Origin of the sequence: Paraburkholderia sp. OAS925, from assembly GCF_040543975.1 — a bacterium.
GTDB lineage: Bacteria > Pseudomonadota > Gammaproteobacteria > Burkholderiales > Burkholderiaceae > Paraburkholderia > Paraburkholderia graminis.
On record NZ_JBEUNO010000002.1, the window covers coordinates 79,002 to 103,210 of the forward strand.

General features: G+C 64.1%; 20 protein-coding genes. 7 read left to right on the forward strand and 13 right to left on the reverse strand.

Going from position 1 to position 24,209, the window contains the following annotated elements; translation table 11 throughout:
- Window position 1: 1 nt before the first annotated feature.
- The 7 genes from tssH to tssB all read right to left on the reverse strand — a co-directional run bounded on the left by tssH (window position 2) and on the right by tssB (window position 9,001).
- Window positions 2–2,788, reverse strand: coding sequence for a type VI secretion system ATPase TssH (gene tssH / locus ABIE53_RS19150; protein ID WP_192699865.1), 2,787 nt, complete (start codon window positions 2,786–2,788; stop codon window positions 2–4).
- A 91-nt stretch (window positions 2,789–2,879) separates the two neighbouring features.
- Entirely contained in the window at window positions 2,880–3,911 is a 1,032-nt protein-coding gene (gene tssG, locus ABIE53_RS19155; RefSeq protein WP_192699864.1) for a type VI secretion system baseplate subunit TssG, read from the reverse strand.
- Window positions 3,875–5,800 (reverse strand): type VI secretion system baseplate subunit TssF, encoded by a 1,926-nt coding sequence (tssF, locus tag ABIE53_RS19160; RefSeq protein ID WP_192699863.1) that lies wholly within the window; start codon window positions 5,798–5,800, stop codon window positions 3,875–3,877. The genes tssG and tssF overlap by 37 nt, the downstream gene beginning before the upstream one ends.
- 5 nt (window positions 5,801–5,805) lie before the next feature.
- Entirely contained in the window at window positions 5,806–6,309 is a 504-nt protein-coding gene (tssE, locus tag ABIE53_RS19165; protein WP_029970268.1) for a type VI secretion system baseplate subunit TssE, read from the reverse strand.
- A gap of 54 nt (window positions 6,310–6,363) precedes the next feature.
- A complete protein-coding gene (locus tag ABIE53_RS19170) occupies window positions 6,364–6,867 on the reverse strand; it encodes an Hcp family type VI secretion system effector (RefSeq protein ID WP_006049774.1) in 504 nt (167 codons plus the stop codon).
- Between the two features lie 110 nt (window positions 6,868–6,977).
- The gene (gene tssC / locus ABIE53_RS19175) at window positions 6,978–8,471 is read right to left on the reverse strand and encodes a type VI secretion system contractile sheath large subunit (RefSeq protein ID WP_029970267.1); all 1,494 of its coding nucleotides are present in this window, start codon (window positions 8,469–8,471) and stop codon (window positions 6,978–6,980) included.
- A gap of 8 nt (window positions 8,472–8,479) precedes the next feature.
- Window positions 8,480–9,001 carry a type VI secretion system contractile sheath small subunit gene (tssB, locus tag ABIE53_RS19180; protein WP_029970266.1) on the reverse strand — a complete coding sequence of 174 codons (522 nt, stop codon included), beginning with the start codon at window positions 8,999–9,001 and terminating at the stop codon, window positions 8,480–8,482.
- A gap of 399 nt (window positions 9,002–9,400) precedes the next feature.
- On the opposite strand from tssB, the gene ABIE53_RS19185 reads away from it, so the two are divergent.
- The 5 genes from ABIE53_RS19185 (at window position 9,401) to ABIE53_RS19205 (ending at window position 14,608) form a co-directional block, all read left to right on the forward strand.
- Entirely contained in the window at window positions 9,401–10,345 is a 945-nt protein-coding gene (locus ABIE53_RS19185; protein WP_192699862.1) for a hypothetical protein, read from the forward strand.
- Window positions 10,342–11,262, forward strand: coding sequence for a Tll0287-like and HAMP domain-containing protein (locus tag ABIE53_RS19190; protein ID WP_006049779.1), 921 nt, complete (start codon window positions 10,342–10,344; stop codon window positions 11,260–11,262). The genes ABIE53_RS19185 and ABIE53_RS19190 overlap by 4 nt, the downstream gene beginning before the upstream one ends.
- Entirely contained in the window at window positions 11,259–12,716 is a 1,458-nt protein-coding gene (locus tag ABIE53_RS19195) for a serine/threonine-protein kinase (protein WP_192699861.1), read from the forward strand. Before ABIE53_RS19190 ends, ABIE53_RS19195 begins: the two co-directional genes overlap by 4 nt.
- 350 nt (window positions 12,717–13,066) lie before the next feature.
- On the forward strand, window positions 13,067–13,597 hold the full coding sequence (locus ABIE53_RS19200; protein ID WP_006049781.1) for an RNA polymerase sigma factor: 531 nt from the start codon (window positions 13,067–13,069) through the stop codon (window positions 13,595–13,597).
- Window positions 13,598–13,621: 24 nt separating this feature from the next.
- Window positions 13,622–14,608 (forward strand): anti-sigma factor family protein, encoded by a 987-nt coding sequence (locus tag ABIE53_RS19205; RefSeq protein ID WP_192699860.1) that lies wholly within the window; start codon window positions 13,622–13,624, stop codon window positions 14,606–14,608.
- Between the two features lie 68 nt (window positions 14,609–14,676).
- Here ABIE53_RS19205 and ABIE53_RS19210 read toward each other — a convergent pair whose 3' ends face one another.
- The 4 genes from ABIE53_RS19210 to ABIE53_RS19225 form a co-directional block, all read right to left on the reverse strand.
- Complete coding sequence (locus ABIE53_RS19210; RefSeq protein WP_192699859.1) at window positions 14,677–16,122, reverse strand: amidase family protein; 1,446 nt, start codon at window positions 16,120–16,122, stop codon at window positions 14,677–14,679.
- A gap of 61 nt (window positions 16,123–16,183) precedes the next feature.
- Window positions 16,184–16,642, reverse strand: a complete 459-nt coding sequence (locus tag ABIE53_RS19215; RefSeq protein ID WP_192699858.1) for a DUF3331 domain-containing protein — start codon at window positions 16,640–16,642, stop codon at window positions 16,184–16,186.
- A gap of 350 nt (window positions 16,643–16,992) precedes the next feature.
- A complete protein-coding gene (locus tag ABIE53_RS19220; protein ID WP_192699857.1) occupies window positions 16,993–18,162 on the reverse strand; it encodes an MFS transporter in 1,170 nt (389 codons plus the stop codon).
- A gap of 60 nt (window positions 18,163–18,222) precedes the next feature.
- The gene (locus ABIE53_RS19225; protein ID WP_192699856.1) at window positions 18,223–19,107 is read right to left on the reverse strand and encodes an oxidoreductase; all 885 of its coding nucleotides are present in this window, start codon (window positions 19,105–19,107) and stop codon (window positions 18,223–18,225) included.
- A 367-nt stretch (window positions 19,108–19,474) separates the two neighbouring features.
- Here ABIE53_RS19225 and ABIE53_RS19230 point away from each other — a divergent pair, with 367 nt between their 5' ends.
- Entirely contained in the window at window positions 19,475–20,059 is a 585-nt protein-coding gene (locus ABIE53_RS19230) for a uracil-DNA glycosylase family protein (RefSeq protein ID WP_029970256.1), read from the forward strand.
- 116 nt (window positions 20,060–20,175) lie between these two features.
- On the forward strand, window positions 20,176–21,531 hold the full coding sequence (locus ABIE53_RS19235; protein WP_192699855.1) for an LLM class flavin-dependent oxidoreductase: 1,356 nt from the start codon (window positions 20,176–20,178) through the stop codon (window positions 21,529–21,531).
- Window positions 21,532–21,595: 64 nt separating this feature from the next.
- Here the strand turns inward: ABIE53_RS19235 and ABIE53_RS19240 are convergent, their stop codons facing one another.
- Window positions 21,596–23,179, reverse strand: coding sequence for an ABC transporter substrate-binding protein (locus tag ABIE53_RS19240; RefSeq protein ID WP_310076397.1), 1,584 nt, complete (start codon window positions 23,177–23,179; stop codon window positions 21,596–21,598).
- A gap of 85 nt (window positions 23,180–23,264) precedes the next feature.
- Entirely contained in the window at window positions 23,265–24,197 is a 933-nt protein-coding gene (locus ABIE53_RS19245; protein WP_192699853.1) for an ABC transporter substrate-binding protein, read from the reverse strand.
- Between the last annotated feature and the right edge of the window lie 12 nt (window positions 24,198–24,209).

Here is a 24,209-nt window from a genome sequence, read left to right on the forward strand (position 1 = left end):
TTCAAACCTCCTCATGGAGACCAGGTTGATCGAGGCACGCAGCGGAGTCGAACGAATACGCAAAATCGCCCTGCTCCACGCTCACGCGAACCTGCCGCACCTCGCCGCCGTCGATCAAGCGCGCAAGGAACTCGCGGCTGATTGCGGGCAGCATCGTGTTGGTGAGAATTGCGTCGATCATCCGGCCGCCGGATTCGCTCTCGGTACAGCGTCCGACGATCAGGCGAACGACCGCGTCGTCATAGTCGAACGGCACGCGGTAGCGCTCCTCCACGCGCCGCTTGATGCGGTTCAACTGCAGCGTGACGATTCGCGCCAGCATGTCCGCGCTGAGCGGGAAGTACGGAATGGCCACGAGCCGGCCGAGCAGCGCGGGGGGAAATACGTCGAGTAACGGCTCGCGCAGCGCCTTCGCGAGCCCGTCGGCATCCGGCATGGCGGCCGGGCGGCTGCAGAGTTGCGCTATCAGTTCGGTGCCGATGTTGGTCGTCAGCAGAATCAGCGTGTTGCGGAAATTGATCGAGCGGCCCTCGCCGTCTTCCATCACGCCCTTGTCGAAAACCTGAAAGAACACTTCGTGCACGTCGGGATGCGCCTTCTCGATCTCGTCGAGCAGCACGACCGAATACGGCTTGCGACGCACCGCTTCTGTCAGCACGCCGCCCTCGCCATAGCCGACATAGCCCGGCGGCGCACCCTTGAGCGTGGATACCGTATGCGCCTCCTGGAACTCGCTCATGTTGATCGTGATGAGGTTCTGCTCGCCGCCGTACAGCGCCTCGGCCAGTGCCAGCGCGGTCTCGGTCTTGCCGACGCCCGAAGTGCCCGCGAGCATGAACACGCCAACCGGACGATCGGGATTGTCGAGGCCGGCGCGCGAGGTTTGAATCCGCTTCGCGATCGCTTCCATCGCATGATCCTGGCCGATCACGCGCTCGCCCAGCACAGTCGCCAGATTCATCACGGTCTTCAGTTCGCTGCGCACCATCCGCCCTACGGGAATGCCCGTCCAGTCGGAGACGACCGACGCGACCGCCTGGTAGTCGACGCTCGGCAGGATCAACGGAGCCTCGCCCTGGAGTTCGGCGAGTTCGGCTTGCAGGCGCCTGAGACGCCCAAGCATTTCCGCGCGCGCGGAAGGGTCGGGCGCAGAGGCCGCGCCCGTCTGCGTTATCCGATCCGGCTCGGCCTCTGCCGGCTGCGCGACGTCGTCACTCGCCCCATCGACCACCGCGCTATCGCCGCGCAGTTGCGCACGCAGCGTCAGAATCCGCTCGACCAGCGATTTCTCTCTCGCCCACTCCGACTCGCGTTGCGAGCGGCGCGCGCGTTCCGTGTCGAGCGAAACAGCGACGCGCGCTTCGCGGGCCGTCACGTCGATGCCCACGCTCTTTTCGCGCTCGATGATGTTCCGTTCGGTCTCCAGCGCCTCGATCCGCTTCGACATGTCGTCGATTTCAGCGGGCGTCGCATGCTGGCTGATCGCCACCCGCGCGCAAGCGGTGTCGAGCAGGCTCACCGACTTGTCCGGCAACTGGCGCGCAGGGATATAACGATGCGACAGCCTGACGGCCGCTTCGAGCGCCTCGTCGAGAATCTGCACGCGGTGATGCTGCTCCATCACGCTGGCGACACCGCGCATCATTAGAATGGCCTTTTCTTCATCCGGCTCGTCGACGGGCACAGTCTGGAACCGCCGCGTCAATGCCGGGTCCTTTTCGATGTGCTTGCGATACTCGGCCCACGTCGTCGCGCCGATCGTGCGCAGCGTGCCTCGCGCGAGCGCCGGCTTGAGCAGGTTTGCGGCGTCTCCGGTGCCGGCCGCGCCGCCCGCGCCAACCAGTGTGTGGGCCTCGTCGATAAAGAGAATCACCGGCCTGGGCGACGCCTGCACTTCGTCGATCACCTGGCGCAGCCGGTTCTCGAATTCGCCCTTCATGCTGGCGCCGGCCTGCAACAGACCGACATCCAGCGTGCGCACCACCACGTCCTTCAGCGCCGGAGGCACATCGCCGCGCGCGATGCGCAACGCGAAGCCCTCGACGACGGCGGTCTTGCCGACGCCCGCCTCGCCGACCAGCATCGGATTGTTCTGCCGGCGGCGCATGAGTATGTCGACGACCTGGCGAATCTCGCCGTCGCGGCCAACGATAGGATCGAGCGCACCTTTGCGCGCCTGCGCCGTCAGATCGACCGTGAATTGCTGCAACGCCTGCTGTCTTCCCATCTGCGCCGGCGCAATGGAGCCGCTGCTTTCGCCAGGCGCGGGCGCCGCGCCCAAACGGAAGCCGTCGGTCGCCTCCAGGCGGTCTTCCGGCGATCCCGCGACGATCTCACCGAACGCGTCGGCAAGCGCCTCCGCCTTCACTTTCGCAAACTCAGCCGACAACGCGAGCAACGCGTTACGCAGATGGCGCGTGCGCAGCGCGCCGACGAGCAGATACCCCGTGCGAACCTGGGCCTCGCCGAACATCAGCGTGGCGAAGACCCAGGCGCGCTCGACCATTTCCTCGACGTCGGCCGACAGATCGCTGATCGTCGTATTGCCGCGCGGCAGACGCTCGAGCGCTGCGCTCAGATCGCGAGCGAGATTCGACGGGTTGACGTCGAAGCGCCTGACGATCCGGTGCAGATCGGAGTCCTGCAATTGCAGGATCTGATGCACCCAATGCGCGATTTCGACGTACGGGTTGCCGCGCAGTTTGCAAAACACGGTAGCGCTTTCGATGCTCCGGTAGGCAAGCGAATTGAGCTTCCCGAACAGCGCGCCGCGACTGATCTCGGCCATGATGGCGATCCTTTGAAATGGGGTGATCGGCGTGATGCCGCCGGTTGAAAGTCAGGACGCGAGCGCGTCGGTGCAATGCATTCGCATGGCCTCAGTCGACTGGCGTCAGCACGACGTCGTCGGCATCGACGGGCTTCGTGTAGTGACCCATCCATGTACTGAAGCCCATGCGACCCATCTGGCCGAGATGCGTCGCCGGCACCTCTTCTTTCATGAGCACGATCTGCACGTCCCAGCGTTTTTCTCCGCCCACGTAGAGCTTGACCGCGGCGACCAGTTCGGCGAGCGCATCGCCGCCCGGCAAAAAACGCTTGAACTCGCCAAGCGGCAACGGCCCGATTCGCAAGCGAAAGCGCTGCTGCGCGCCGCGCACATGTGCACCGAGCGTCGCGTCGCGGCCCAATGACGCCACCGCAATGCCCATTCGCAGATGGGCGTCGCGCGGCAACTGCATCCAGCCGGTCATGAACTCGAGCACCGCCACCGGCACGCCGAAGTAATGCGCGAGAAAGCTCCTGAGCCCCTCGGCATTGCGCGCCTGCGGCACCAGCCGGCCGGCAAAAAAGCGCTTGTACCGATCCGGCAGCGCATCGCGTCCTTCCAGTTGCGGCGCGGCCATTCCAATCAACGCGCCGACATACGTGCGAAAGCGGTCTTCGTCGGGACGATCGAGTTGAACCGTGGGCTGTGCATCGGCCCACGCGCGGTAAAAAAGGCTCAGCATCCGGTGATGAAAGATGTCGGCGAACGCCACCAGGGACGTGTCCTTCGCGTTGCGCTGACGCTCGACTGCATGCTCGGTCAGATGCAATGGCAACGGACCGTTCGGTCCGAACAGGCCGAGAAACAGCCCGTATAGCTTGCCAGGCGAACCCGCCGCTCCGCGCTCGAAGCGCTCGATGCCGCGCGGCGCAAACTCGAGCGTCGCCGCATGCGCGAGCCGCACGGGATCGTCGGCCGGCTTCGTCGAATGTCCGAGCCGCGGACGGTCCGGATACGCGCATTCGAGCCGGCGCATTGCCTCGAAAAATTCGAAGTCGAACGGCCGCTCGCTGAGCGCGGCTTCCAGTGCCAGAGGATCGGGCGCTAGAGGATTGGACGCTTGCCGGGTGTGGCGGGCCATCGGGCTACCTCGTTACGTTCGAAGGTGCGCAAGACGGTCTCCGTGAACGAATTCAGCGAGACGTAGCGCGCGAAAAAATGCTGAAGAACCGACGCGAGCAAAAACGCGCTGCTGCCCTCGAAGGCCGCGTCGCTGCACGTCAGTGTGATTTCGAGCCCGCGCCCGTAGGTGATCGGTCCGGGCACCGGCACGCGGCGCGTGGCGGCTCTCGCGGCGACCTGCTTGATGCCTTCGATTCTCCGCCGCGCCGCCGCGTCGAACTCGTCGCGATAGAGGCCGAGCATCTCGCGCAATGCGGCGGCGTTCTGCTCGCCTTCGTCGTTGCCATCCTTGCTGCCATCGTCGTCGCGGCTCTCGTTGAACAGCGACAGGTAATTCAATTGCAGATGACTGATGAGCCGCCACGCGGTCTCGCCGGTAGCGGTCGGCGCGCGCGGCCGGGTCGGACCGGCGATGCAGCGAATCGATGCGACCGGCGCGTCGGTGTCCAGTGTGAAATCGGTGTACGACTTGCCGACCGGCATATGCAACGGCAGATCGCGATTGGTGCATAACACCCGCAAGCCGAGTTGACGCAGCGTGGTCGGGTACGGCGCGTCGTTTGCGTCGACGAGCGCAATGAACGTCTCGCTGCCCACATAGCTGGAGCGCGCGCCGTTCTGCAATTGCCGGCCCGAAAGAAGACGCGGCTCGCGGCGCAACGTATAGAACGCCGACTGGGCGTGATGCCAGGTGCGCGACGTGCCGCCATAGAACGGCAAAAAGCTTTGCTGCGGTTCCTGACTGTCGCCGTAGCCTTGCACGTCGAGCACACTATGCACCTCGAAATCCATCGGACGGGTGCGATCGCCGATCACGTGATACTCGGTCTTGCCTTGCTGAAGATGAATCCGGTCGGCCCGCTGCTCGAACAGGTTGACCGCGGGCGTGCAGAACAGCCTGAAGTTGCCGGCGTCGAGCGCGTTATGCAGCCTGGCAGCACCGCGGTCGAGCCACACCACGATCTCGAACTCATTGCCCTGAGCCCGTGCGAGCACGGAGCGCAGTCCTGTGAATTCGACGAAGCGAAAGCGCTCCGGGCACGCGAAATATTCCTGTAGCAGTCTGTAGCCGCTAAACGAACGGTCGCCGTACGGCAGCATCGCCTCGTGTTCGCCGAAGCCGATTGCGCGCAGCGCCGCCGCGTCGTGATGCTCGCTGACGAATTGGCCTTCCTGCGCGCCTCGCGCCCTGATCGTGTAGCCCGCACCGTTTGCGAGCATCTGCTCGTACACGACGTTGGGCAGTTCGTCTGCTCCGGCCAGGTAAACGGGCAGGCTGTCGAGCGCCAGCATGTTCGCCTGCACCCCTGAGAGCGTGGAGAAGCGCAGCCGCAACCCCGCCCGGACCTCGCGCCCTGGCGGCGGCACGAGAGCGGCGGCGGCAAGCGCGGCCGGCGTGTCGAAATAGCGCGCCTCGGCGAGTTCGAGCGGCCACAGCGTGACCTCGTGCGCGCTCCGGTACTCACACGCGGTACGGTCGCCGAAACCCTTCAGGCTGCGCATCACCGTATGCCGCGCGACCGTGTGGCCGCCAGCGGGCAGATCTTGCGTCGCGTCCGGATGCATCTGCACCACCGCCATCGACGGAATCGGCAGCAGATAGTGCGGATAAATCATTTCCAGCAGATGCTGGGTGAACACCGGGTATTGCGCGCCGAGCTTCAATTGCACGCGTGCGGCGAGAAATGCGAAGCCTTCCAGCAGCCGCTCCACGTAGGGATCGGCGCATTCGAAGCCCTCCATGCCGAGGCGCCCCGCGATCTTCGGATAGGCGCTCGCGAATTCCGCGCCCATCTCGCGAACATGCTGCAGTTCGCGGTTGTAGTAGCCGAGAAGACGTGGGTCCATGATAGTCAACCGAAATGTTGCGAGACCCGGAATTCACCGGTCTCGAGATCGACGTCGGTATGCAGATAGAGCGCAAGCGGCATGGGTTGCGCCCACATCTGCGACTCGATCCGAAAACTCAGCGAGCGTGCGTTCATTACCGCGTCGTCGATATTCACGGCCACTTGCACCGTGTCCGCGATCAGGCGCGGCTCGAAGTCGATGAGCGCTGTGCGGATACGCTCCTGCAACATGCCTGCGTCGATGCCGGACAACGGTGCGCCCGCCAGATCCGGAATACCGAAGTTCAGCACGGAGTTAGCGACGTGATCGAGTCCCGGAAGACCGTCGCTGTCCCACTGCCGCGTGCAGTTCAGCAGCGCGGCAATGTCACGCGTCACATACTCGCGCAGGCGCGCCGCCGTGATCACGCGCTGCTCGCGGCTCTCGTCGGGCTCGTCCGGCGCCATGTCGGTGAGCCGGTCGAGCAACGAGGGCTGCAAGCGCTCCTGAGGGGTCAGCTCCGCCATCCGTTCGGTATCCTTATCGTGCGAATCACCTTGTCGTCCCGCACCTCAACTCGCTTACTGTTTCGCGACCTGCTGGATGTCGAACGTGAAGTCCTTCGTGCCGCCGCTTGCCTTGCCTTCGTCGTCCTGGGGCTGGAACGAATACTTGAACTTGCCGAAGTGCAGCGTGATGTTTTCGGTCAGACGCTCATCGCCGCCGCTGCCGCCGGTCGCCACCGACGTAATCAGCACGCCTTCGCTCAATTCGATTGTCAGGAAGTCCGTTTGCTGACCGGTCGCATTGGTCACGTACAGATAGGCAGTGTCGAGGCGCGCGCCCGTGCAGCAGGCGTTGAGAATCGCGTTCGAACAGCTGTCGACGTATTTGGTGATGGTGATGTCCTGAATGTTCGCCTTGCCGCCGGACGCGTAGCCCGCGCCAGTGTGAAGGTTGCCGGTGTTGCTGACGCCCCAGGACCACGCGATGATCGGCACCTCGTTCTTGTGCTTCGAATGGTTGGACGCGCCCTGGATCGTGACCGAACCAGCGCCGAATTTCAGATGCATATCGAATGCCATATTGACCTCTTCCCGTTGCTAATGAGTGTGCTCGCCGGTGCGGCGAACGTGGAGCCCGTGGCGTTTGCGCCGCGGACAGGTTTTCTGCATGGTGACGTGGTGCGGGACGCCTACGCCGCGAGCGCGGACGGCAGGCGGGACACGAGCCGCAGCGACACGGTCAGGCCTTCCAACTGATAATGCGGCTTGAGGAAGAACTTCGACGTGTAGTAGCCGGGATTACCCTCCACTTCCTCCACCACGACCTGCGCGGCGGCGAGCGGCTTGCGTGCTTTGGTTTCTTCGCTAGAATTCACCGGGTCGCCGTCGACGTAATTCATCACCCAGTTCGACAACCAGCTCTCCATCTGCTCACGCGTGCTGAACGAACCGATCTTGTCGCGCACGATGCACTTCAGGTAGTGCGCAAAGCGGCAGCACGCGAACATGTACGGCAGCCGCGCCGAGAGATTGGAATTCGCGGTCGCCGACGGATCGTCGTACTCTTCCGGCTTCGCCACCGACTGTGCGCCGATGAACGCGGCGACATCCGAGTTCTTGCGATGCACGAGCGGCATCAGCCCCATCTTGTCGAGTTCGGCCGAGCGCCTGTCGGTGATCGCAATTTCAGTCGGGCACTTCATATCCACGCCGCCGTCGTCGCTCGGGAAAGTGTGAACCGGCAGATTCTCGACCGCACCGCCCGACTCCACGCCACGAATGCGCGTGCACCAGCCATATAGCTTGAATGAGCGGTTGATATTCACCGCCATCGAATAGGCCGCGTTCTGCCATGTGTATTTCGACGAATCGGCGCCTTCCGTGTCTTCTTCGAAATCGAACTCGTCGACAGGGTCGGTCTTTGCGCCGTAAGGCAGCCGCGCAAGCGTGCGGGGCATCGTCAGCGCGAGGTAGCGCGCGTCGTCCATTTCGCGCAGCGAGCGCCAGCCCGCGTAGTCCGGCGTCGTGAAGATCATCGACAGATCGCGCGGATTCGCGAGCTCACTCCAGTTCTCCATGCCGAGCAAGGTGGAATCGGCGGCGGAGATAAACGGTGCGTGGGCCGCGGCGGCCACCTGTGAGATGCCGCGCAACAGCTCGATATCCTGCGGACTGTGATCGAAGTAGTAGTCGCCGATCAGGCAGCCGTATGGTTCGCCGCCAAGCTGACCATACTCTTCTTCGTAAACGCGCTTGAACACCGGGCTCTGATCCCATGCAACGCCTTTAAAGCGCTTGAGGTTCTTGCCCAACTCCTTCTTCGACACGTTCAGCACGCGGATCTTGAGCATCGGATCGGTCTCCGAGTTCGTGACCAGATGATGCAGGCCACGCCACGCGCCTTCCAGCCTCTGGAATTCCTCGTGATGCATGATGCGGTTCAACTGCTCGCTGAGCTTGCGGTCGATCTCCGCGACATACGCATTGATGGTTTGGGTCACGTCATCGGAGACGATGTTCGAATCCTGCAGCACCTGCTCGGCGAGCGTGCGCACCGCCGCCTCGACTTCCTCTCTCGCGCGTTCGTTCTTCGGGCGAAATTCCTTGTTGAGCAGCGCGGCGAAGTCGCTGGTTTCGCTCAGGGTGCCTTGCGCGGCTGTGTCCAACTGCTTCTGACTTTCCATGATCGCGCTCACTCCTGTCCGGGTTCGGTGTCAACGGGCTTCGGACTGGCGCTTAGCGATTGCAGCAGCGCAGGGTCCTTGAGCGCCTCGGCAATCAGTTTTTCCGCGCCGGCCTTGCCGTCGAGATAAGTGCCCAGGTTCGCCAGTTGCGTGCGTGCCTGCAGTAGCCTGGCGAGCGCATCGACCTTGCGCGCGACTGCCGCGGGCGAAAAGTCGTCCATGCTTTCGAACGTCATGTCCACTTCGAGATTGCCTTCGCCAGTCAGCGTATTGGGAACGTTGAAGTTCACTCGCGGCTTCATCGACTGCATGCGGTTGTCGAAGTTATCGACATCCACCTCCAATGCCTTGCGCTCTTCTATCGGCGGAAGATCGCCGCTGTTCGCGCCGGAGAGGTCCGACATCACGCCCATCACAAACGGTATCTGCACTTTCTTCTGCGCACCGTACAGCTCGACGTCATATTCGATCTGTACGCGCGGCGCACGATTTCGCGCAATGAATTTCTGACTGCTCTGTCTCGTTGCCATACGCTCGTTCCTCTGGATGCATTCAGGTTCGGGATTCGAATGAGCCGGGTGCTGGTGCCCGGCCGTCGTCCACGCTCACACAACAGCGCAGACTCGCGATCTATTCCGTGATTTGTGAATCGATCTGCTAGAGCTTTCGTCCATCGACGCAACCGCATTCCGCAACCAGAACATCTGGGCCGGCGTGAATATTCCGTCGCTCGAATGATTGCTTTGAAAATTCGCGGGAACGCACGCGAGCGCGCGACGCCGCGACATTCGTCGTGACGTGCCGGAATAAATCCGGGCAGCCGGCTGTTCAGTCAGCAACAGTGGTTATCGAACAGTGGCTTCAGTACACGGCACGCAATGACATCATCCGAAGATCCCACACGCTTGTGCCCGATCGCAATTGCACCGATGCGGCTCTTACCCCTCTGCCTGCTCGCGCTCGCACCGTATGCGCACGCCGGCTGGACGATCATGCAAACCGGCGCACCGGTGACGACGATCCACGAAAGCACTGTGTATCGGGCCGGCTCAGGCCAACGGCTCGCGCCAGACGATATCGTCGAAACTCCGCCCGATTCCAATGGCATCGTTCAGATGCAGGACGAAACGGGCAATGTGCTTGCGTTGGGAAGTGACACTCGGGTGTTGCTTGCGCGCGATGGCCATGTCGCGCTGCTACGCGGCTGGCTGAAGGTGCAGCATGTTTGCGCCGCGGCCAATTGCGCGGTGCCTGTCGTTGAGACTGAGCGTATGCGTGTCACGCCGGCCGAACGCAGCGCGCTCGTGATTGCCGCGTCCACGCCGGCTTACGCCGGCGACGACGCGCACGCTGTGTTCTGCGAAAGCGGGTCCGCACAACTGGTCACGCTCGGCAAGCCGCATGGCGAGCCCGCGCGGACGGCGATATCAACTCATCAGTTCGCGCGGCTTTCCAAAACCAACGCACGCGTTATCGTTTCGGCACGCCTTGACCCCGCATTCGTGGCCGCGATGCCGCTCGCGTTCCGCGACGCGCTGCGCCCGCTGCCGCTGCGACCCGAGCCGGCCGCGCCGGCCGCGCCGCGCCCGGCGAGCCCATCGGCAGCCGGCTCACGCCCCGTGACCTACGCGGACGTGTCCGACTGGCTCGGCAGCGCGCTTGCGGTGCGAACAGACCCGGCCACGCGCTTTACTCAACGCTTCGGCGCACGCCTGTCAGACCCGGCGTTCCGCCGCGACATCCGCCAACACCTGCACGATCTGCCGGACTGGCGGCCGCTCGCGCAGCGACATCCGCGACCTGCGTGGCGGGCCGGCACAGCCGCTCCCGTTTCTGCCTACTCGTCCTACTCATCCGCATGGGCTCGACCATGAAGCTGTCACTCGCCATCAAGTTCAATCTCGTGTTCATCGCAATCTTCGCGATTGGACTGAGCGCGGCGGGCATCGTCGCAAATCATGTGCTGCAGCAGCAGTCGCTCGACGAAACCCGGCACGACGCCAATGTGCTGATGAGCGCCGCCGAGGCGATGCAGAATTACACGGCTCAGCACATCACGCCGTTACTCTCGACACAGATTCAGTATTCGTTCGTGCCCGAGTCCGTGCCCGCGTTCTCCGCGATTGAAATGCTGAATACGTTGCAGGGTGCGTTCCCGAACTTCTCGTATCGTTCGACGATGCTCAATCCGACCAACCTACGCGATCGCCCGACCGATTGGGAAACCGAAGTGATTGCGCATCTGCACGACAAGCCCGCGCTGAAAGAGGTGACTGGCGAGCGGCGCACTCCCGGCGGCGAACATCTGCTGTTTCTGGCGCGTCCCAGCCGGATCACGGACGCCGCCTGCATGCAGTGTCACAGCACGCCGTCGGCGGCGCCGCGCACCATGCTCGACAAGTACGGGCCGGCGAACGGTTTTGGCTGGACCATGAACGACGTGATCGGCGCAGAGTTCGTGTCGGTGCCGATGTCGGAATCGATCGCGCGCGGCCGGGCGCTGTGGCGCAGCTTCATGACCGCCCTGAGCGTCGTGTTCGCGGTCGTGCTGGTGGTCCTGAACGTGATGGTGCATGTGCTCGTCACGCGGCGCCTGCAGGCTCTCTCGCGTGCCGCCGACGAAGTCAGCCTCGGCAAACTCGGCGAAGTGGAATTGCCCACACGCGGTAGCGACGAGATCGCTTCGCTCGCGGTGTCGTTCGGAAGAATGCGCACCAGTCTCGTGACGGCCTTCGAGATACTCGACGAGACCGGTGCGGCCGCAACCGTGCCGCACGGCTTGCAACCATGACCGCGACGAGCGGAGCGCCGCGGCAGATCGGCCGTTATCTGGTCGATGGCGTGCTTGGCCGCGGCGCGATGGGCACCGTTTATCTCGCCACCGATCCGCATATCCAGCGGCAAGTCGCACTCAAGACGATCAACCCCGAGTTGCTGCGCGACTCGCAGCAAGGGAGCAGCGCGGCCGATGCGGAACTGCCCGCGCGCTTTATCAACGAGGCGCGCGCGGCCGGGCGGCTCGTGCACCCGCATATCGTCGGTGTGTTCGACTATGGCGAGGCCGACGGCGTCCCGTTTATCGCACTCGAATATGTGCGCGGAGAAACGCTCGCCGCACGGCTCGCGAAAGAGGCCCTGCATGGCACGAGATTGCCGCTCGTGCGCACGCTCGCGTGGTTCGCGCAGTTGCTGGACGCGCTGGCGTATGCGCACGAGGCTGGCGTGATCCATCGCGACATCAAGCCCGCCAATCTGCTGATTGCGCCGCGTGGCGAATGCAAGATCGCCGACTTCGGCATCGCGCAACTGGACACGGGCCGTCTGACGCAGATAGGCATGATGATCGGCACGCCTGCGTATATGTCGCCCGAGCAGTACACGGGCGCACCGATCGACGCACGCAGCGATCTGTTTTCCGCGGGCGTCGTGCTGTACGAGATGCTGACCGGCAAGTGCCCGTTCGCCGGCTCATCGGCGGCTGTCATGCAACAGGTGTTGAACGGCATGCCGCCCGCGCCGTCGAGCGAAGCGCCTGGCCTTCCAACCTCGCTCGATGCGATGGTGCGCAAGGCGCTTGCAAAAGAGCCCAAGGCACGCTACCTGTCCGCGCAAAGCTGGCGCGCGGAGTTGCTGAGCCTGCTGGATACGCTCGCGGCAGAACGCGATACCGACCGGACGGTGGTCGCGGCGCCGGTGAATCGCGAGGCGCTTGCACCACCGATCATCACCGCTACTGCTCACGCGGTATCCGCCGATTCTATCGGCTGGCCTCCGGAATTGCTGGCGCAGCTCGAAGAGCGGCTCGCGCACCACGTTGGGCCGGTTGCGTCGCTGCTCGTGCGGCGGGCGGCGGCACACGCAACGAACCCGCGCATGCTGGCGGCACAACTCGCGCGTCATCTTCCCGACGAAGCGACACGTCATCAATTCGACACGCTGTTGCAACGGCATACTGCCGGGCAGGGAAGCGCGTCTTCGCGGCCGGTGAGCGAGAGCATTCAACCTGCGGCACGCGGCACTTCGGCTCATGCACGCGTGCCCGATGCCGCGCATATCGAAGCAGCCGCACGGCAGCTTGCAACGCATATTGGGCCCGTCGCCCGCATCGTCGCGCAGCGGGCTGCGCTGGGCGTCGACACCGCGACCTTTCACAACCGGCTCGCCGATGCACTTCCCGCCACCGTCGACAGAACCGCGTTTCTTCGTGCGCTGAGCGAGCGGCTTGCTGACGCTTGCGGGCCGTGAACGGGCGGCGTGGGCATTGGCATTGGAATTGGCGTTCGAAATCACGTTCGCGCGCAAACGGCTAGAGCACGCGTGTTCAGTCCTTGTCATCCTGCATCGCTTGCCGCGATGGAATAGATCACCCGCTACGCGTGTTTATGTGATGTCGACTAGCCAGCGCATCCGCATCGTTCCATGGAAACAGACCAGACATCGCAGCCGGCCGCATACGGCACGCACGAATCGAAACGCAGTGCGGCGCGGTCGCGACCCGCGGTGAGAACGAAGGTCGCGTGCCTGCTTGAACATACCGCGCGTACGCCTGCGCCGGCGGACGGCGGCCGCATGGTATCCGGCGATGGACCGATTCGATGACCGCAGCAGATCTGTCCGCCCTGCTTCCGTCGATGCTTCCACGCCTGTGGACATTCGCGCTGCGCATTTCGGGCGACCGGCACGACGCCGAAGACCTCGTGCAGCGCGCCTGCGTGCGGGCGCTCGAACGCGCGCATCAGCTTCAGCCGGACACCGCGCCGCTTAGCTGGATGTTTTCGATCGTGCAGTCCACATGGATAAACGAGTTGCGTGCGCGCAGCGTGCGCAGTCGCTCGGGCATGGATTGGGACGACGAATTTCTCGAAACAGTCGCCGACCCCGCCGCGCGCACGCCTGAACAACACGCGATGGACGGACAGATTGTCGAAGCCGTGCAGCGGCTACCCGACGCGCAACGCGTGGTGATGCTGCTGGTAGCGGTCGAGGGCCTCAGCTATCAGGAAGCGGCGCAAACCCTGGGAGTCCCTATCGGGACCGTCATGAGCCGCCTCTCGCGGGCCCGGCAAACCATCGGGGCCCTGTTCAGCGAAAAACAAAAAAGCGTGGCTCGCGCGAGTAATGAGTAATAGCAGAGACCAGGGGGCTTGACTATGGACGACATCCTGCTCATGGCGTACGTCGACGGCAATTTGCAGCCGCGCGAGCGCAAGGAAGTCGAACGCACAATCGTCGTCTCGGCCGATGTCGCCGAACGCGTCGCATTGCTCAGGGCGTCGGCGTTGCCGTATCGGCGGGCGTTCCAGCATCAGCAACTGCCACCGGTTCCGGAAAGCCTCACGCGCAACGTTGCGCAGTTGATAGAAGCGCAAACGCCGGCTCCTGGCATGAGAGCCGTGGGCAGGAACGATCGTGCCGCGGCGTGGGCTTCGCGCGCGAGCGGCCGCAGCCCGTGGTCCTTGCGTATGCGCGGGCCGTCCGGGGCTTCAGGCTCCGACACAGGTATTCAGTGGGCCCGGCCGGTGCGCGCACGCATTCGCGCCGCGGCTCCGTGGGCCGCGCTCGCATTCGTAAGCGGTGCGTTCTGTTGCGCCGTCGTGCTGCGCTTGGCGGGAAGCAGCGCCCCCGGCGGTGTCGGGCAGACGCTTTCACAACAGGCTATCCCGGCAGGCGTATCGCCGTGGATCATCGCAGCGGTCAATTATCAACGGCTCTATACGCGGGAAACCGTTGCGTCCGACTTGCCGATTACCGGCCTTGCGCACATCGTCGACGACATTCGCCGCGACGACGGACTGTCGATCCACGTGCCGGACCTGCGTTCGCTCGGACTGACGTTCAAGCGCGTGCAACGGCTGCGCTTTAACGACAAGCCGTTGGTGCAGATCGTCTACCTGCCGGAGAAAGGCTTGCCGGTTTCGCTATGCGTGATGAGAGATGACAAGCCGGATGCCGCGCTCGCGCAGCAGGACGTCAACACGATGCAGGTGGTGACCTGGAGACAGGCGAAGCAGAGCTACGCGTTGATCGCCACCTCCGGCGACACCGACCTCGCGGCAATCGGCCGGCACATTGCACAAAGCAGGGCCGGCGAGATTCTCGGTCAGGCGCTGGCAGCGTATCAGGCACCGGTAAGCTAACCGACGCATACGCTCGCACAGCCGGCAACCGCCGCCTGTGCGCTTCATGCAAGCCCTGCGATGCCGGCTCAGACGCGCGGCGTAAGCGGCGTAAGCGGCGTAAGCGACGTAAGCGGAGTGACCGGCATAACCGGAGAGAGCGGTGTGCCGCGTGCTTCGATCGCTTCACCCGCGAGCAGACACAAGTCCTCGCGGTAATGCGCGGCCACGATCTGCACACCCACCGGCACGCCGTTCACCAGTTGCGTCGTGACGGCAAGACCCGGCAGACCCATCGCAGGCAGCGCACGCATTGTGAGTTGCGCTTCCCATACGCGGTCGAAGCCCGCCGCGCCTTGCTGATCGAGATCGTCCGGGAACGGAAGCTCCGCCGACACCGGCATCAGCACGACCGCATACTGATCGAGAAACAGCCGCCATTCACGTAGCAAGCTCGTGCGGCGCACCAGCGACCGGCTGATTACGTCGGCCGGCAGGTCTTTCACTTTCAGGCGCGCCGCGTTCACCACCGCTTGCGCGCCGGGGTCGCCGTCGCGCGCCACCGAGTCGGCCAGCGCCTCGAAACCGTCGCCGAGCCATAGACGCTCCTGCAATTGCGCGGCTTCGCGCATCGACGGTGTGTCGTCGATCTCGTCGACGCGCCAGCCTGCGTCGCGAAGGCGTTGGGCCGCGTCCAGCAACGCGTGCTCGACTTCCTTGACGATTTGCAGGCCGCCCGGACGCAGGCAAAGCGCGGCACGCAACGGCACCGCGCGTCCTTCGAGCGGCATCGGCAGATACCAGGGATCGCGCAAGTCGGGCGCAGCCAGTGCGGCGAGGCCGAGGCGAAGATCCGCCACCGTGCGCGCCATCGGACCCGTGGCCGACATCAATTGCGCACCGATCGGGCGTTCGGGCGACGACGCGTTGAACGCGGGCACGCGTCCGAACGTCGGCCTGAGTCCGTGGATGCCGCATGCGTAAGCCGGATAGCGTATCGAGCCGCCGATATCCGTGCCGAGCGCAATCTGCCCGATACCCGCGGTGACTGCCGCTGCTCCGCCGCCCGACGACCCGCCCGGCGTGAGCGATGGGTCGCGCGGATTGAGCGTGCGTCCATGAATCTGGTTGGAGGTGAACCAGCGCAGAGCGAAAGTCGGCGAATTGCTGCGGCCGAGCAGCACGGCGCCGGCCTTTTGCAGATTATCGACAGCGGGACTATTCACCTCGGCCACCAGGTTTTCCTGCAAACGCGTGCCGTTGGTGGTGGCGAAACCCGCGTGGTCGGTATTGATCTTGGTCGTGACAGGCACGCCCGCCAGCGGCCCCGGATCTTCACCGCGAGCAATCGCGCGGTCGACGCTGTCTGCCTGCTCCAGCACCCAGTCGGACCGGTGCGCCACGACCGCGTTGATGAGCGGATTGACCGCATCCAGACGCGCCAGCGCGGACTGCGCCGCTTCGCGAGCGGACACTTCACGCGTTCTCACACGCCTCGCCAGTTCAGTTGCGGACAATTGCCATAGTTCACTCATGTAGCCTCCAGTGTCGATGCCAACTGTATGCAGGCATGCATCCAGTCGCACGTGTAGCGGTTCAAAACGGCCAGCCCGCAGCGCCTTCTATTGGCAGATCGGTGCGCTGTCCGATCGCCTCCGCGAGGATCACCTGATCGCGATTGCCGGGCACCCGCATCTGCCGGATACGCGGGCGGAATATCCGGTCGCCGCGTCTGACTGCGCGGCCTGTCAGCGCGCATACGGAACCGACCCGCGCGAGTCCGCTGCACCATATCTGCTCGGCGTAGCGCCCGGTGCACGAGTCGCTCCACGATACGCTGATGGTCGCCGGCGACAACCATTCCACTACCGCAATCCGGGCCGGCCGGCTCGCGCGATGGTGGGATGCGTCGGCCATCGGCGAACGCGTGCCTATGCGGCACCGCTTGAGCGGCAAAGGCTTCTTCCGCGCGCAGGCGTCCAGTTGTTCCGCGGAAGGATCGAGGACATTCAGCAATGTGCGAACCACGATGTCGTCGTCGGATAGCACTCTCATCGACTGATCTCCAGAAGCCGGTATGTTCGTAGTGGGAAGAGCAAAAGCTCGCGCTTAACGCCGCCTTGCTCGCGCAGCGTCGGTTTGCTACTCATCGACGTGACGCCGCGCACCTGCTTCGCCGCAGCGACTGCGACGCCTTTCGCTGCGCCGTTGCGCCGCTGCGCCGCTGCGAATCAGGGGTGTTTCAATTTGAACTGCGCAATGTATCGGCGGTGTTTCGGCGACGTATCGAAATGTATCCGGCCCATCGAACGCTTGCGGCTATCGTCAGCGACGGTCGCTTCATGCGGCATACCAATCAGCTACAGCAGAAGTCGCGCGGCACGCCACGAGCAAGCCGTGCTCCGTCACGCGTTGGACAACGGCGCAATCGCGTGCCTGTCCCGCATGACCGCGAGGACAAGCGCGCCGACACCGCAGGCCGCCATCAATGCGATCAACGCGGGCGTGCCTATATGAACGAGCACCCAGCTTGCCACCGCCGGGAAACCGAACGTGCCGATGAAGTACGCCACGACGAACCATGTGAGCGCGGGCTGCCGGTGCGTCGCCGCGCAGTCGTTCACGGCCTGCGCCTGGATGGTCGGATAGACGAGCCCGTAGCCGATGCCCAGCAGTACTGCGCTTATCGAATGAAAAGCCGGCTGGTACGGCACGACGAACATGGCCGCGGTGCCGAGCACCATGATCGCCAGCAGAAGCCTGGTCGCGACTCCGTGATATAGCCTGACTACGACGCGCGTGAGCAGCCATCGCGCAACGACGACCGTCACCGCATAGAGGCTGAAGAAGGTGCCGGCTTGCGCATGCGTGCCGCGAATGATGGACATCTGAAACGTCATCGACCCCGAAAAGACGCACGCGCACAGCGAAATCATCACGATCGGATACGCGGCGCGCGTTCGCCAGACAGCACCCGACTCGCGCAGCCAGTCCTGCTGCACCGGGGCTTCGTCCCGGTGCGGCGATACCCGCCCGAACGCTTCGAGCATCAGCGCGGCGACCGCGCATAAGCCGCCGACCACGTAGAACACGCTGGTGAGCGGCCAGTGCCACGAACGGATCGCCATTGCGGCCACGGCGGGACAGCCGCCAATGCCCGCCATCTGGATCGTACCGAAGCGCATGAACCAGAATCCGCGATCGGCGTCGCTCGTGCGTTCCGTCAACGACATGGGCGCGGCGAGACAGAACGCTCCCCAGCCGAAGCCCACGAGAAAGCCGGGGAGAATGCCAGGTGTGCTCATCCGGTCGACCGCAGCAAAGCCGGTCACGCCGAGGCCAATACAGAGGGCCGCGAGCGCGGTGGTGCGCGCGCTGCCGATACGCCGCGCGAACCGGCCCACCACGAGCACGCCTACCAGTGTGCCGACCGTGGCTTCCGCCAGCGCGAGTCCGGTATCCAGATCGTTGCCCCCGAGAGACCGGAAATGCATCGACAGGAAAAACGTCGCCCCGTACCCGCTCGCCGTGAGCAAGGTGCCGATGAGCACGAAGAAGGCGCTGAATGGGCGCATGGCGAAATCAGGATCGGAGATGAACGACGACGGTGAGCGGTCCGGCGGATCGCGGCCGTATCAATCCGCACCTCCGGCTTGCGTGGCCTGCGCGACCTGTGCAGTGTCAGCGGACGGGTATGCAACGGATTCGCTGACCGCGCGCCATTCGGCGTCCTCCTGGGCGCGAAACCTCGCGGCATCGGCGGCTACCGCTACCGCGTCGCTGCCGACCAGCAGGCGCAACGGCGGCGCCGGCACTTCGGCGATATCGAGCAGCACCTGGGCAATGCGCGCCGGGTCGCCCGGCTGATTGCCGTCACTGCGGCGCAGGCGCTCCGCCACCGGACCGATGACCGGCTGGTAGGCTTCGCTGATCTCGGGAATGGTCATCGACGAACCGGCCCAGTTCGTTCGCATCGACCCTGGCTCGATCACCGTGACCTTGATGCCGAAGTCGCGGACCTCTTTGGCGAGCACTTCGGAGAAGCCGCCTACCGCCCACTTCGCCGCCTGATAGGCCGCGAGCCCCGGTCCTCCGACGCGTCCGCCGACAGACGAAATCTGCATGATGTGACCGGCGCGCTGCTTGCGCATCACCGGCAACGCTGCGCGGCTGAGATTGCAAACACCGAAGAAGTTGACGTCCATCTGTTCGCGCAGCGCCTGATCGGTCGCGTCTTCGATTGAAGCCAGGTCGGCGTAGCCCGCGTTGTTCACAAGCACGTCCAGACGGCCGAACTGCTCGACGGCGAGACTGACCGCGTCCCGCGCCGCGACCGGATCGGTCACGTCGAGCGCGATCACGCGAACGCGATCCCCGTACCTGTCGGCCAGAGCCCGCAGCCGTGCCGTGTCCCGCGCCGTAGCGGTGAGCCGATGACCGCTCGCGAGCACGGCTTCGGCAAGCTCGCGCCCCAGCCCCGCGGAACAGCCGGTGATAAACCACACTTTGTCGCCAGTCATTTGCGAGCTTCCTTATCGTTTGCAATTGATCTATCGACGGGACTCTGACGACACGTGTTCAATGTCCTTCAGGCGAGCTGACAACGCTCGCGCCCGGCGCCATGCAGCGATTAGAAGCGCGCTATGTATCCCACGTGTGTCGGCGAGGTATCGGAATGTATCGCGGCCTGGGCGAGGCGTGAAGCGGTGCGGGTTCGACAGGCTTCGTCGGCGGAATCGCAGTAGTCGATTGCGAGCAGATGCTAAGCTATCCGGCCGTTACCACCCACGGCGCAGCTCTTCGGGGGCATAAGACTATGCGGCCGCGTCGAACCAGTCGGTTCGTTCCGACAGCGCCGTGCCCCCGGCAAACAACTACGGAATCGTCATGCTCGATAAGCTGCTAAGCGACATTCGCAGTTGCACGCTTTGCGCGTCGAAGCTGCCCCATGCACCGCGGCCGGTACTGGCCGCGTCGGCACAGGCGCGCATTCTGATCGTGGGTCAGGCGCCCGGCGCACGGGTGCATGCGTCGGGGATCCCCTGGAGCGATGCGAGCGGCACGCGCCTGCGCGCATGGCTCGGCGTCGACGACGCCACCTTCTACGACGATTCGAAATTTGCCATCGTTCCCGTGGGGTTCTGCTATCCAGGCCGCGGCCGCAGCGGTGATTTGCCGCCACGGCCAGAGTGCGCGCCCCGGTGGCACCAGGAGCTGCTCCAACACCTCGGTGCGGTCAGGCTCACACTGCTGGTCGGACAATACGCGCAACAATTCGGACTCGGTGACGCACGGGGGCCAACCTTGACGGACACGCTCACCCGGTGGCAGGAATACGGGCCGCGCGTGATGCCGCTGCCGCATCCGTCGCCGCGCAACATCGCATGGTTCAAGCGCAATCCCTGGTTCGAAGCCGATGTTTTGCCGGCGTTGCGAGCGCGCGTGTCAATGGCGCTGACGTCGCCCGCTTAGTCCCCGCATACATATCGATGCCACAATTCCTTCGTGGTCGCGACCGCCGCGCTCATCGACAATGATCGAATCGGTCAGCACGTTCGTTGCTGACTTCTCCCGCATTCGACACGACCATGAGAACCGATCCGCCTCGCCAGCTTCATCTGAACGTCAACATCCTTCACTCCGGTTTTGTCCCTTCCGCATGGCGAACGCGCGATGCCGATCCGCGCGCTTTCGTCGATGTCGCTCACTACGTTCGCGTCGCGCAGATCGCCGAGGCCGCGAAGTTCGATGCGGTGTTTCTCGCGGATAACGCATCGATTGCAGATCAGATCGACTTCCGCCCGATCACCGCACTCGAGCCGACCGTGCTGCTCGCCGCCATTGCCGCGGCGACCACGCATATCGGCATTATCGGCACGGCGTCGACGAGTTATAACGAGCCGTACAACATCGCGCGCCGCTTCGCCACGCTCGATCAGCTCAGCGCAGGCCGCGCCGGCTGGAACATCGTGACGACCGCCGATCTCGGCTCGGCGCGCAACTTTGGGCGCGAGGCCGTGCCCGATCACGCGCAACGCTACGAGCGCGCGGCCGAATTCACCGAGGTCGTGAAGGCGTTGTGGGATAGCTGGGAAGACGACGCTTTTATCGGCGACAAGGCGAGCGGCCGCTTCATCGATACGGCGAAGGTGCACCGCATCGATCATCGCGGCAAATACTTCAGTGTCGACGGCCCGTTCAATCTGCCGCGCAGCGAACAGGGTCATCCCGTGCTGATCCAGGCCGGCGGCTCGGCCGACGGACGCGAGCTCGCGGCCCGCCATGCCGAAGCCGTGTTTTCCGCATCGCAATCATTCGATGAAGCCGCCGCCTACGCGCATGAACTGAAATCGCGAGCGGCAGCATGGGGCCGCGGCAGCGATGCGATTCGCGTGCTGCCGGGGCTCACGACGATCATCGGCGCAACCGAAGCCGAGGCTTTGCGCCGTCGCGATGAACTGGTCGATCTGATTCCGTGGACGTATAGCCTCACGCGACTGGCCGGCATACTGGGCATCGCTGTCGAGCGCCTGAAACTCGACGAACGCCTGCCCGACGATCTCGCATTGCCCGGCGGCGGCAACGGCAACCACACGTTCTTCCACGCCACGCTCGCGCAGGCGCGCACGCATGGCTACACGGCGCGTCAATTGATTCGCGCGCTGGCGGGCGGCGGCGGACATCGTGTCGTCGTCGGCACGCCGGAACAGATCGCCGACGACATCGAGCACTGGTTCAAAGGCGGCGCCGCCGACGGCTTCAATCTGATGCCGGATGTTCTGCCGGGCGGGCTTCAAGACTTCACCGACGGCGTGGTTCCGCTGCTGCAGCAACGCGGCATTTTCCGCACCGATTACGAAGGACGTACGCTGCGCGACCACTTCGCGCTGCCGCGTCCGTTCAGCCGCCATCTGTTGCGGCGTCAAGCGGCCGCAACCGCGTAGTTCGAGCCGACCACCGGGGCGATGCGATGCCATCGCCCCGCACGTCGCCTCGACGTAGACGCAATCACTCCAACCACACGCCCTCGAAGCGATGACTGCCGAGCGGCGAAAACACCATCCCCTTCACACGCTTCGACACAGGCAGAGAGACGATGGAATGCGCAATCGGCGTATAAGGCACCTGCTGCTTGAAGATGACCTGCGCCTGCTGATAAAGCGCCGTGCGCTCGTCGACGTTCGCGGCTGCGCGCGCCTTGTCGATCAACGCGTTGAACGCCGGATCGCACCACTTGGACACGTTACTGCCGTGCACCGCATCGCACCCGAGCAACGTGCCGAGCCAGTTGTCGGGATCGCCGTTGTCGCCTGACCAGCCGTAGAGCATCGCGTCGTGTTCGCCGCCCTGCTTCGCGCGGCGGTTATATTCGCCCCACTCGTAGCTCACGATCTTCGCGCGCACGCCGATCTTCGCCCAGTCCTGCTGGATCAGTTGCGCCATCAATTGCGCATTCGGATTGTAGGGACGCTGCACCGGCATCGCCCATAGCGAAATCTCGAAGCCGTTCGGAAAGCCCGCCTGCGCAAGCAGCGCTTTGGCTTTTGCGGGATCGTAAGGTGCGTCCTTCAACTGCTTGTTGTACGACCATTGCGCGGGCGGCATCGGATTCGACGCAATGGTTGCATTGCCCGAGAAGACCGATTGAATGATCGCGGGTTTGTCGATGGCCATATCGAGTGCGCGGCGCACTTCCACGCGATTGAGCGGCGCATGTTGCGTGTTGTAGGCGACGAAGCCCACATTGAAGCCGACGCCCGAAACTGCGGTAAGCGCGGCGTTTCGCTTCACAACCTCGAGATCGGCGGGACGTGGAAACACGGACACCTGACATTCGCCGCTTGCCAGCTTCTGCATGCGTACCGCCGGATCAGGCGTGATCGCAAAGATCAGATGCGCGAGCTTGACGTCGTCCGGGCGCCAGTAGACGGGATTGGCGTCGTAACGGATCAGCGCGTCCTTCTGGTACGAGCGGAACACGAACGGCCCCGTTCCCACCGGCAACTGATTGATGTCCGCCTCGCGATGCGCGGCGCTCAGCTTGTCCGCATATTCGGCCGACAGAATCGACGCGAAGCTCATCGCGAGATTGCGCACGAAAATCACGTCCGGCTCCTTGAGCCGAAAGCGCACGGTCAGAGCATCGACCTTCTCGATGCTCTCGATGTTCCTGTCGAAGCCCAGATCGCTGAAATACGGAAAGCTGCTTGGATATGCTTTGCGGAACGGATCGTCGGCATGCAGCATCCGGTTGAACGTGAACAGCACGTCGTCGGCGTTGAAGTCGCGCGTCGGTCGAAACCATGCGGTCGTATGAAACTTCACACCGCCGCGCAGATGAAACGTGTACGTGCGCTGATCCGCTGAAATGTCCCAGCTCGTCGCCAGCGCGGGTTCGAGATCGAGCGTGCCGCGGCGGAACTGCACGAGTCCGTTGTAGACGGTGTTGGTACTCGCGTCGAAATCGGTGCTGGTCGTATGCTGGCCCGGATCGAAGCCGGCGGGGCTGCCTTCGGAGCAGAACACGAGTGTGCCGGCGGGCGCGGCGTGGACAGAAGCGCCGTTCATCAGCAGCGCGCCGCTTAGCACCATCGACACGCCAAGGCGCGAACCACGAAACAGGGCGTGCCGCAGCGACGCGCCCGGAAAAACGGAACGGAAGGTCATTGGAGTTGGATCAGAATTTTGGCAGGCCCGGCGGGTTGCTTTCGGAACGGTTCAGCGCTTCGGCCTGAATCCCCCAGCGCGCGAGCGCGCGCGCGTACGTGCCGTCGGCGATCATGCCATTGGTGGCAAGTGTCAGGCCGTCGACAAGTCCGCTGCCCTTGCGCGTCGCAATCGCCACGTCCGCTCTCGCGGGCCAGCCCGCATTCACGGTTCCCACCTGGCGAATCGCGCCGCTTCGCGCGGCGTCGTAGGCAAGCGGCGCATTGGGATTGAACTCCAAGTCCGCCCGGCCGGAGAGCAACGCAACGCGGCTTGCCGCGTCGTCGTCGAAATACTGGAGCTCGACGGGTTTCAGTCCTTTCGCGATGTTCTGCCGGTTCCATTCGAGGATGATCTTTTCCTGAATCGTCCCCGAGCCGGTAATCACGCGCAGGCCCGCAATGTCTTTCGGCTCCGCGATGTGGCGTATCGGGCTGGCGGTTCGCACATAGAAGCCGTGCAAGCCCTGACGGTAAGTGGTGAAGTCGAACTTCTCCTTACGCTGCTCCGTCACGCCGACATTCGAGATCACCGCGTCGTATTTCCCCGACGTCAAGCCCAGGGGCCAGTCGGCCCACGTGATCGGCACGATGTCGAGCTTGAGTCCCAGGGCGTCGGCGATCAGTTGCGCGTAGTCCGCATCCGAACCGACGACGGTCCGCGCATCCGTCGCGTAAGTCGCGGTCGGCGGACCATGCGGCGAGATGGCGACTGTGAAAAGCCCTTCCTTCACGAACCGGTAGCGATTCGCGATTGCCGCAATCGCCTGCTCGTTTTTGCCGGTACGTATGCGTCCGGGCTGTTGCGGACTGAGGTCGATGCCGGTCTGCGCGCCATGTGCGCGGCCGATCGTCGCCAGCGCCGCCGCGATGCCCGTCATGACGAATCTGCGCCTGTTGATCATCGTGTTGCGAAG

Bases quoted from the DNA above. Each gene is read 5' to 3' on its own strand.
- tssH (WP_192699865.1), bottom strand. From the start codon at position 2,788: ATGGCCGAGATCAGTCGCGGCGCGCTGTTCGGGAAGCTCAATTCGCTT.
- tssG (WP_192699864.1), bottom strand. From the start codon at position 3,911: ATGGCCCGCCACACCCGGCAAGCGTCCAATCCTCTAGCGCCCGATCCT.
- tssF (WP_192699863.1), bottom strand. From the start codon at position 5,800: ATGGACCCACGTCTTCTCGGCTACTACAACCGCGAACTGCAGCATGTT.
- tssE (WP_029970268.1), bottom strand. From the start codon at position 6,309: ATGGCGGAGCTGACCCCTCAGGAGCGCTTGCAGCCCTCGTTGCTCGAC.
- ABIE53_RS19170 (WP_006049774.1), bottom strand. From the start codon at position 6,867: ATGGCATTCGATATGCATCTGAAATTCGGCGCTGGTTCGGTCACGATC.
- tssC (WP_029970267.1), bottom strand. From the start codon at position 8,471: ATGGAAAGTCAGAAGCAGTTGGACACAGCCGCGCAAGGCACCCTGAGC.
- tssB (WP_029970266.1), bottom strand. From the start codon at position 9,001: ATGGCAACGAGACAGAGCAGTCAGAAATTCATTGCGCGAAATCGTGCG.
- ABIE53_RS19185 (WP_192699862.1), top strand. From the start codon at position 9,401: ATGCGGCTCTTACCCCTCTGCCTGCTCGCGCTCGCACCGTATGCGCAC.
- ABIE53_RS19190 (WP_006049779.1), top strand. From the start codon at position 10,342: ATGAAGCTGTCACTCGCCATCAAGTTCAATCTCGTGTTCATCGCAATC.
- ABIE53_RS19195 (WP_192699861.1), top strand. From the start codon at position 11,259: ATGACCGCGACGAGCGGAGCGCCGCGGCAGATCGGCCGTTATCTGGTC.
- ABIE53_RS19200 (WP_006049781.1), top strand. From the start codon at position 13,067: ATGACCGCAGCAGATCTGTCCGCCCTGCTTCCGTCGATGCTTCCACGC.
- ABIE53_RS19205 (WP_192699860.1), top strand. From the start codon at position 13,622: ATGGACGACATCCTGCTCATGGCGTACGTCGACGGCAATTTGCAGCCG.
- ABIE53_RS19210 (WP_192699859.1), bottom strand. From the start codon at position 16,122: ATGAGTGAACTATGGCAATTGTCCGCAACTGAACTGGCGAGGCGTGTG.
- ABIE53_RS19215 (WP_192699858.1), bottom strand. From the start codon at position 16,642: ATGAGAGTGCTATCCGACGACGACATCGTGGTTCGCACATTGCTGAAT.
- ABIE53_RS19220 (WP_192699857.1), bottom strand. From the start codon at position 18,162: ATGCGCCCATTCAGCGCCTTCTTCGTGCTCATCGGCACCTTGCTCACG.
- ABIE53_RS19225 (WP_192699856.1), bottom strand. From the start codon at position 19,107: ATGACTGGCGACAAAGTGTGGTTTATCACCGGCTGTTCCGCGGGGCTG.
- ABIE53_RS19230 (WP_029970256.1), top strand. From the start codon at position 19,475: ATGCTCGATAAGCTGCTAAGCGACATTCGCAGTTGCACGCTTTGCGCG.
- ABIE53_RS19235 (WP_192699855.1), top strand. From the start codon at position 20,176: ATGAGAACCGATCCGCCTCGCCAGCTTCATCTGAACGTCAACATCCTT.
- ABIE53_RS19240 (WP_310076397.1), bottom strand. From the start codon at position 23,179: ATGGTGCTAAGCGGCGCGCTGCTGATGAACGGCGCTTCTGTCCACGCC.
- ABIE53_RS19245 (WP_192699853.1), bottom strand. From the start codon at position 24,197: ATGATCAACAGGCGCAGATTCGTCATGACGGGCATCGCGGCGGCGCTG.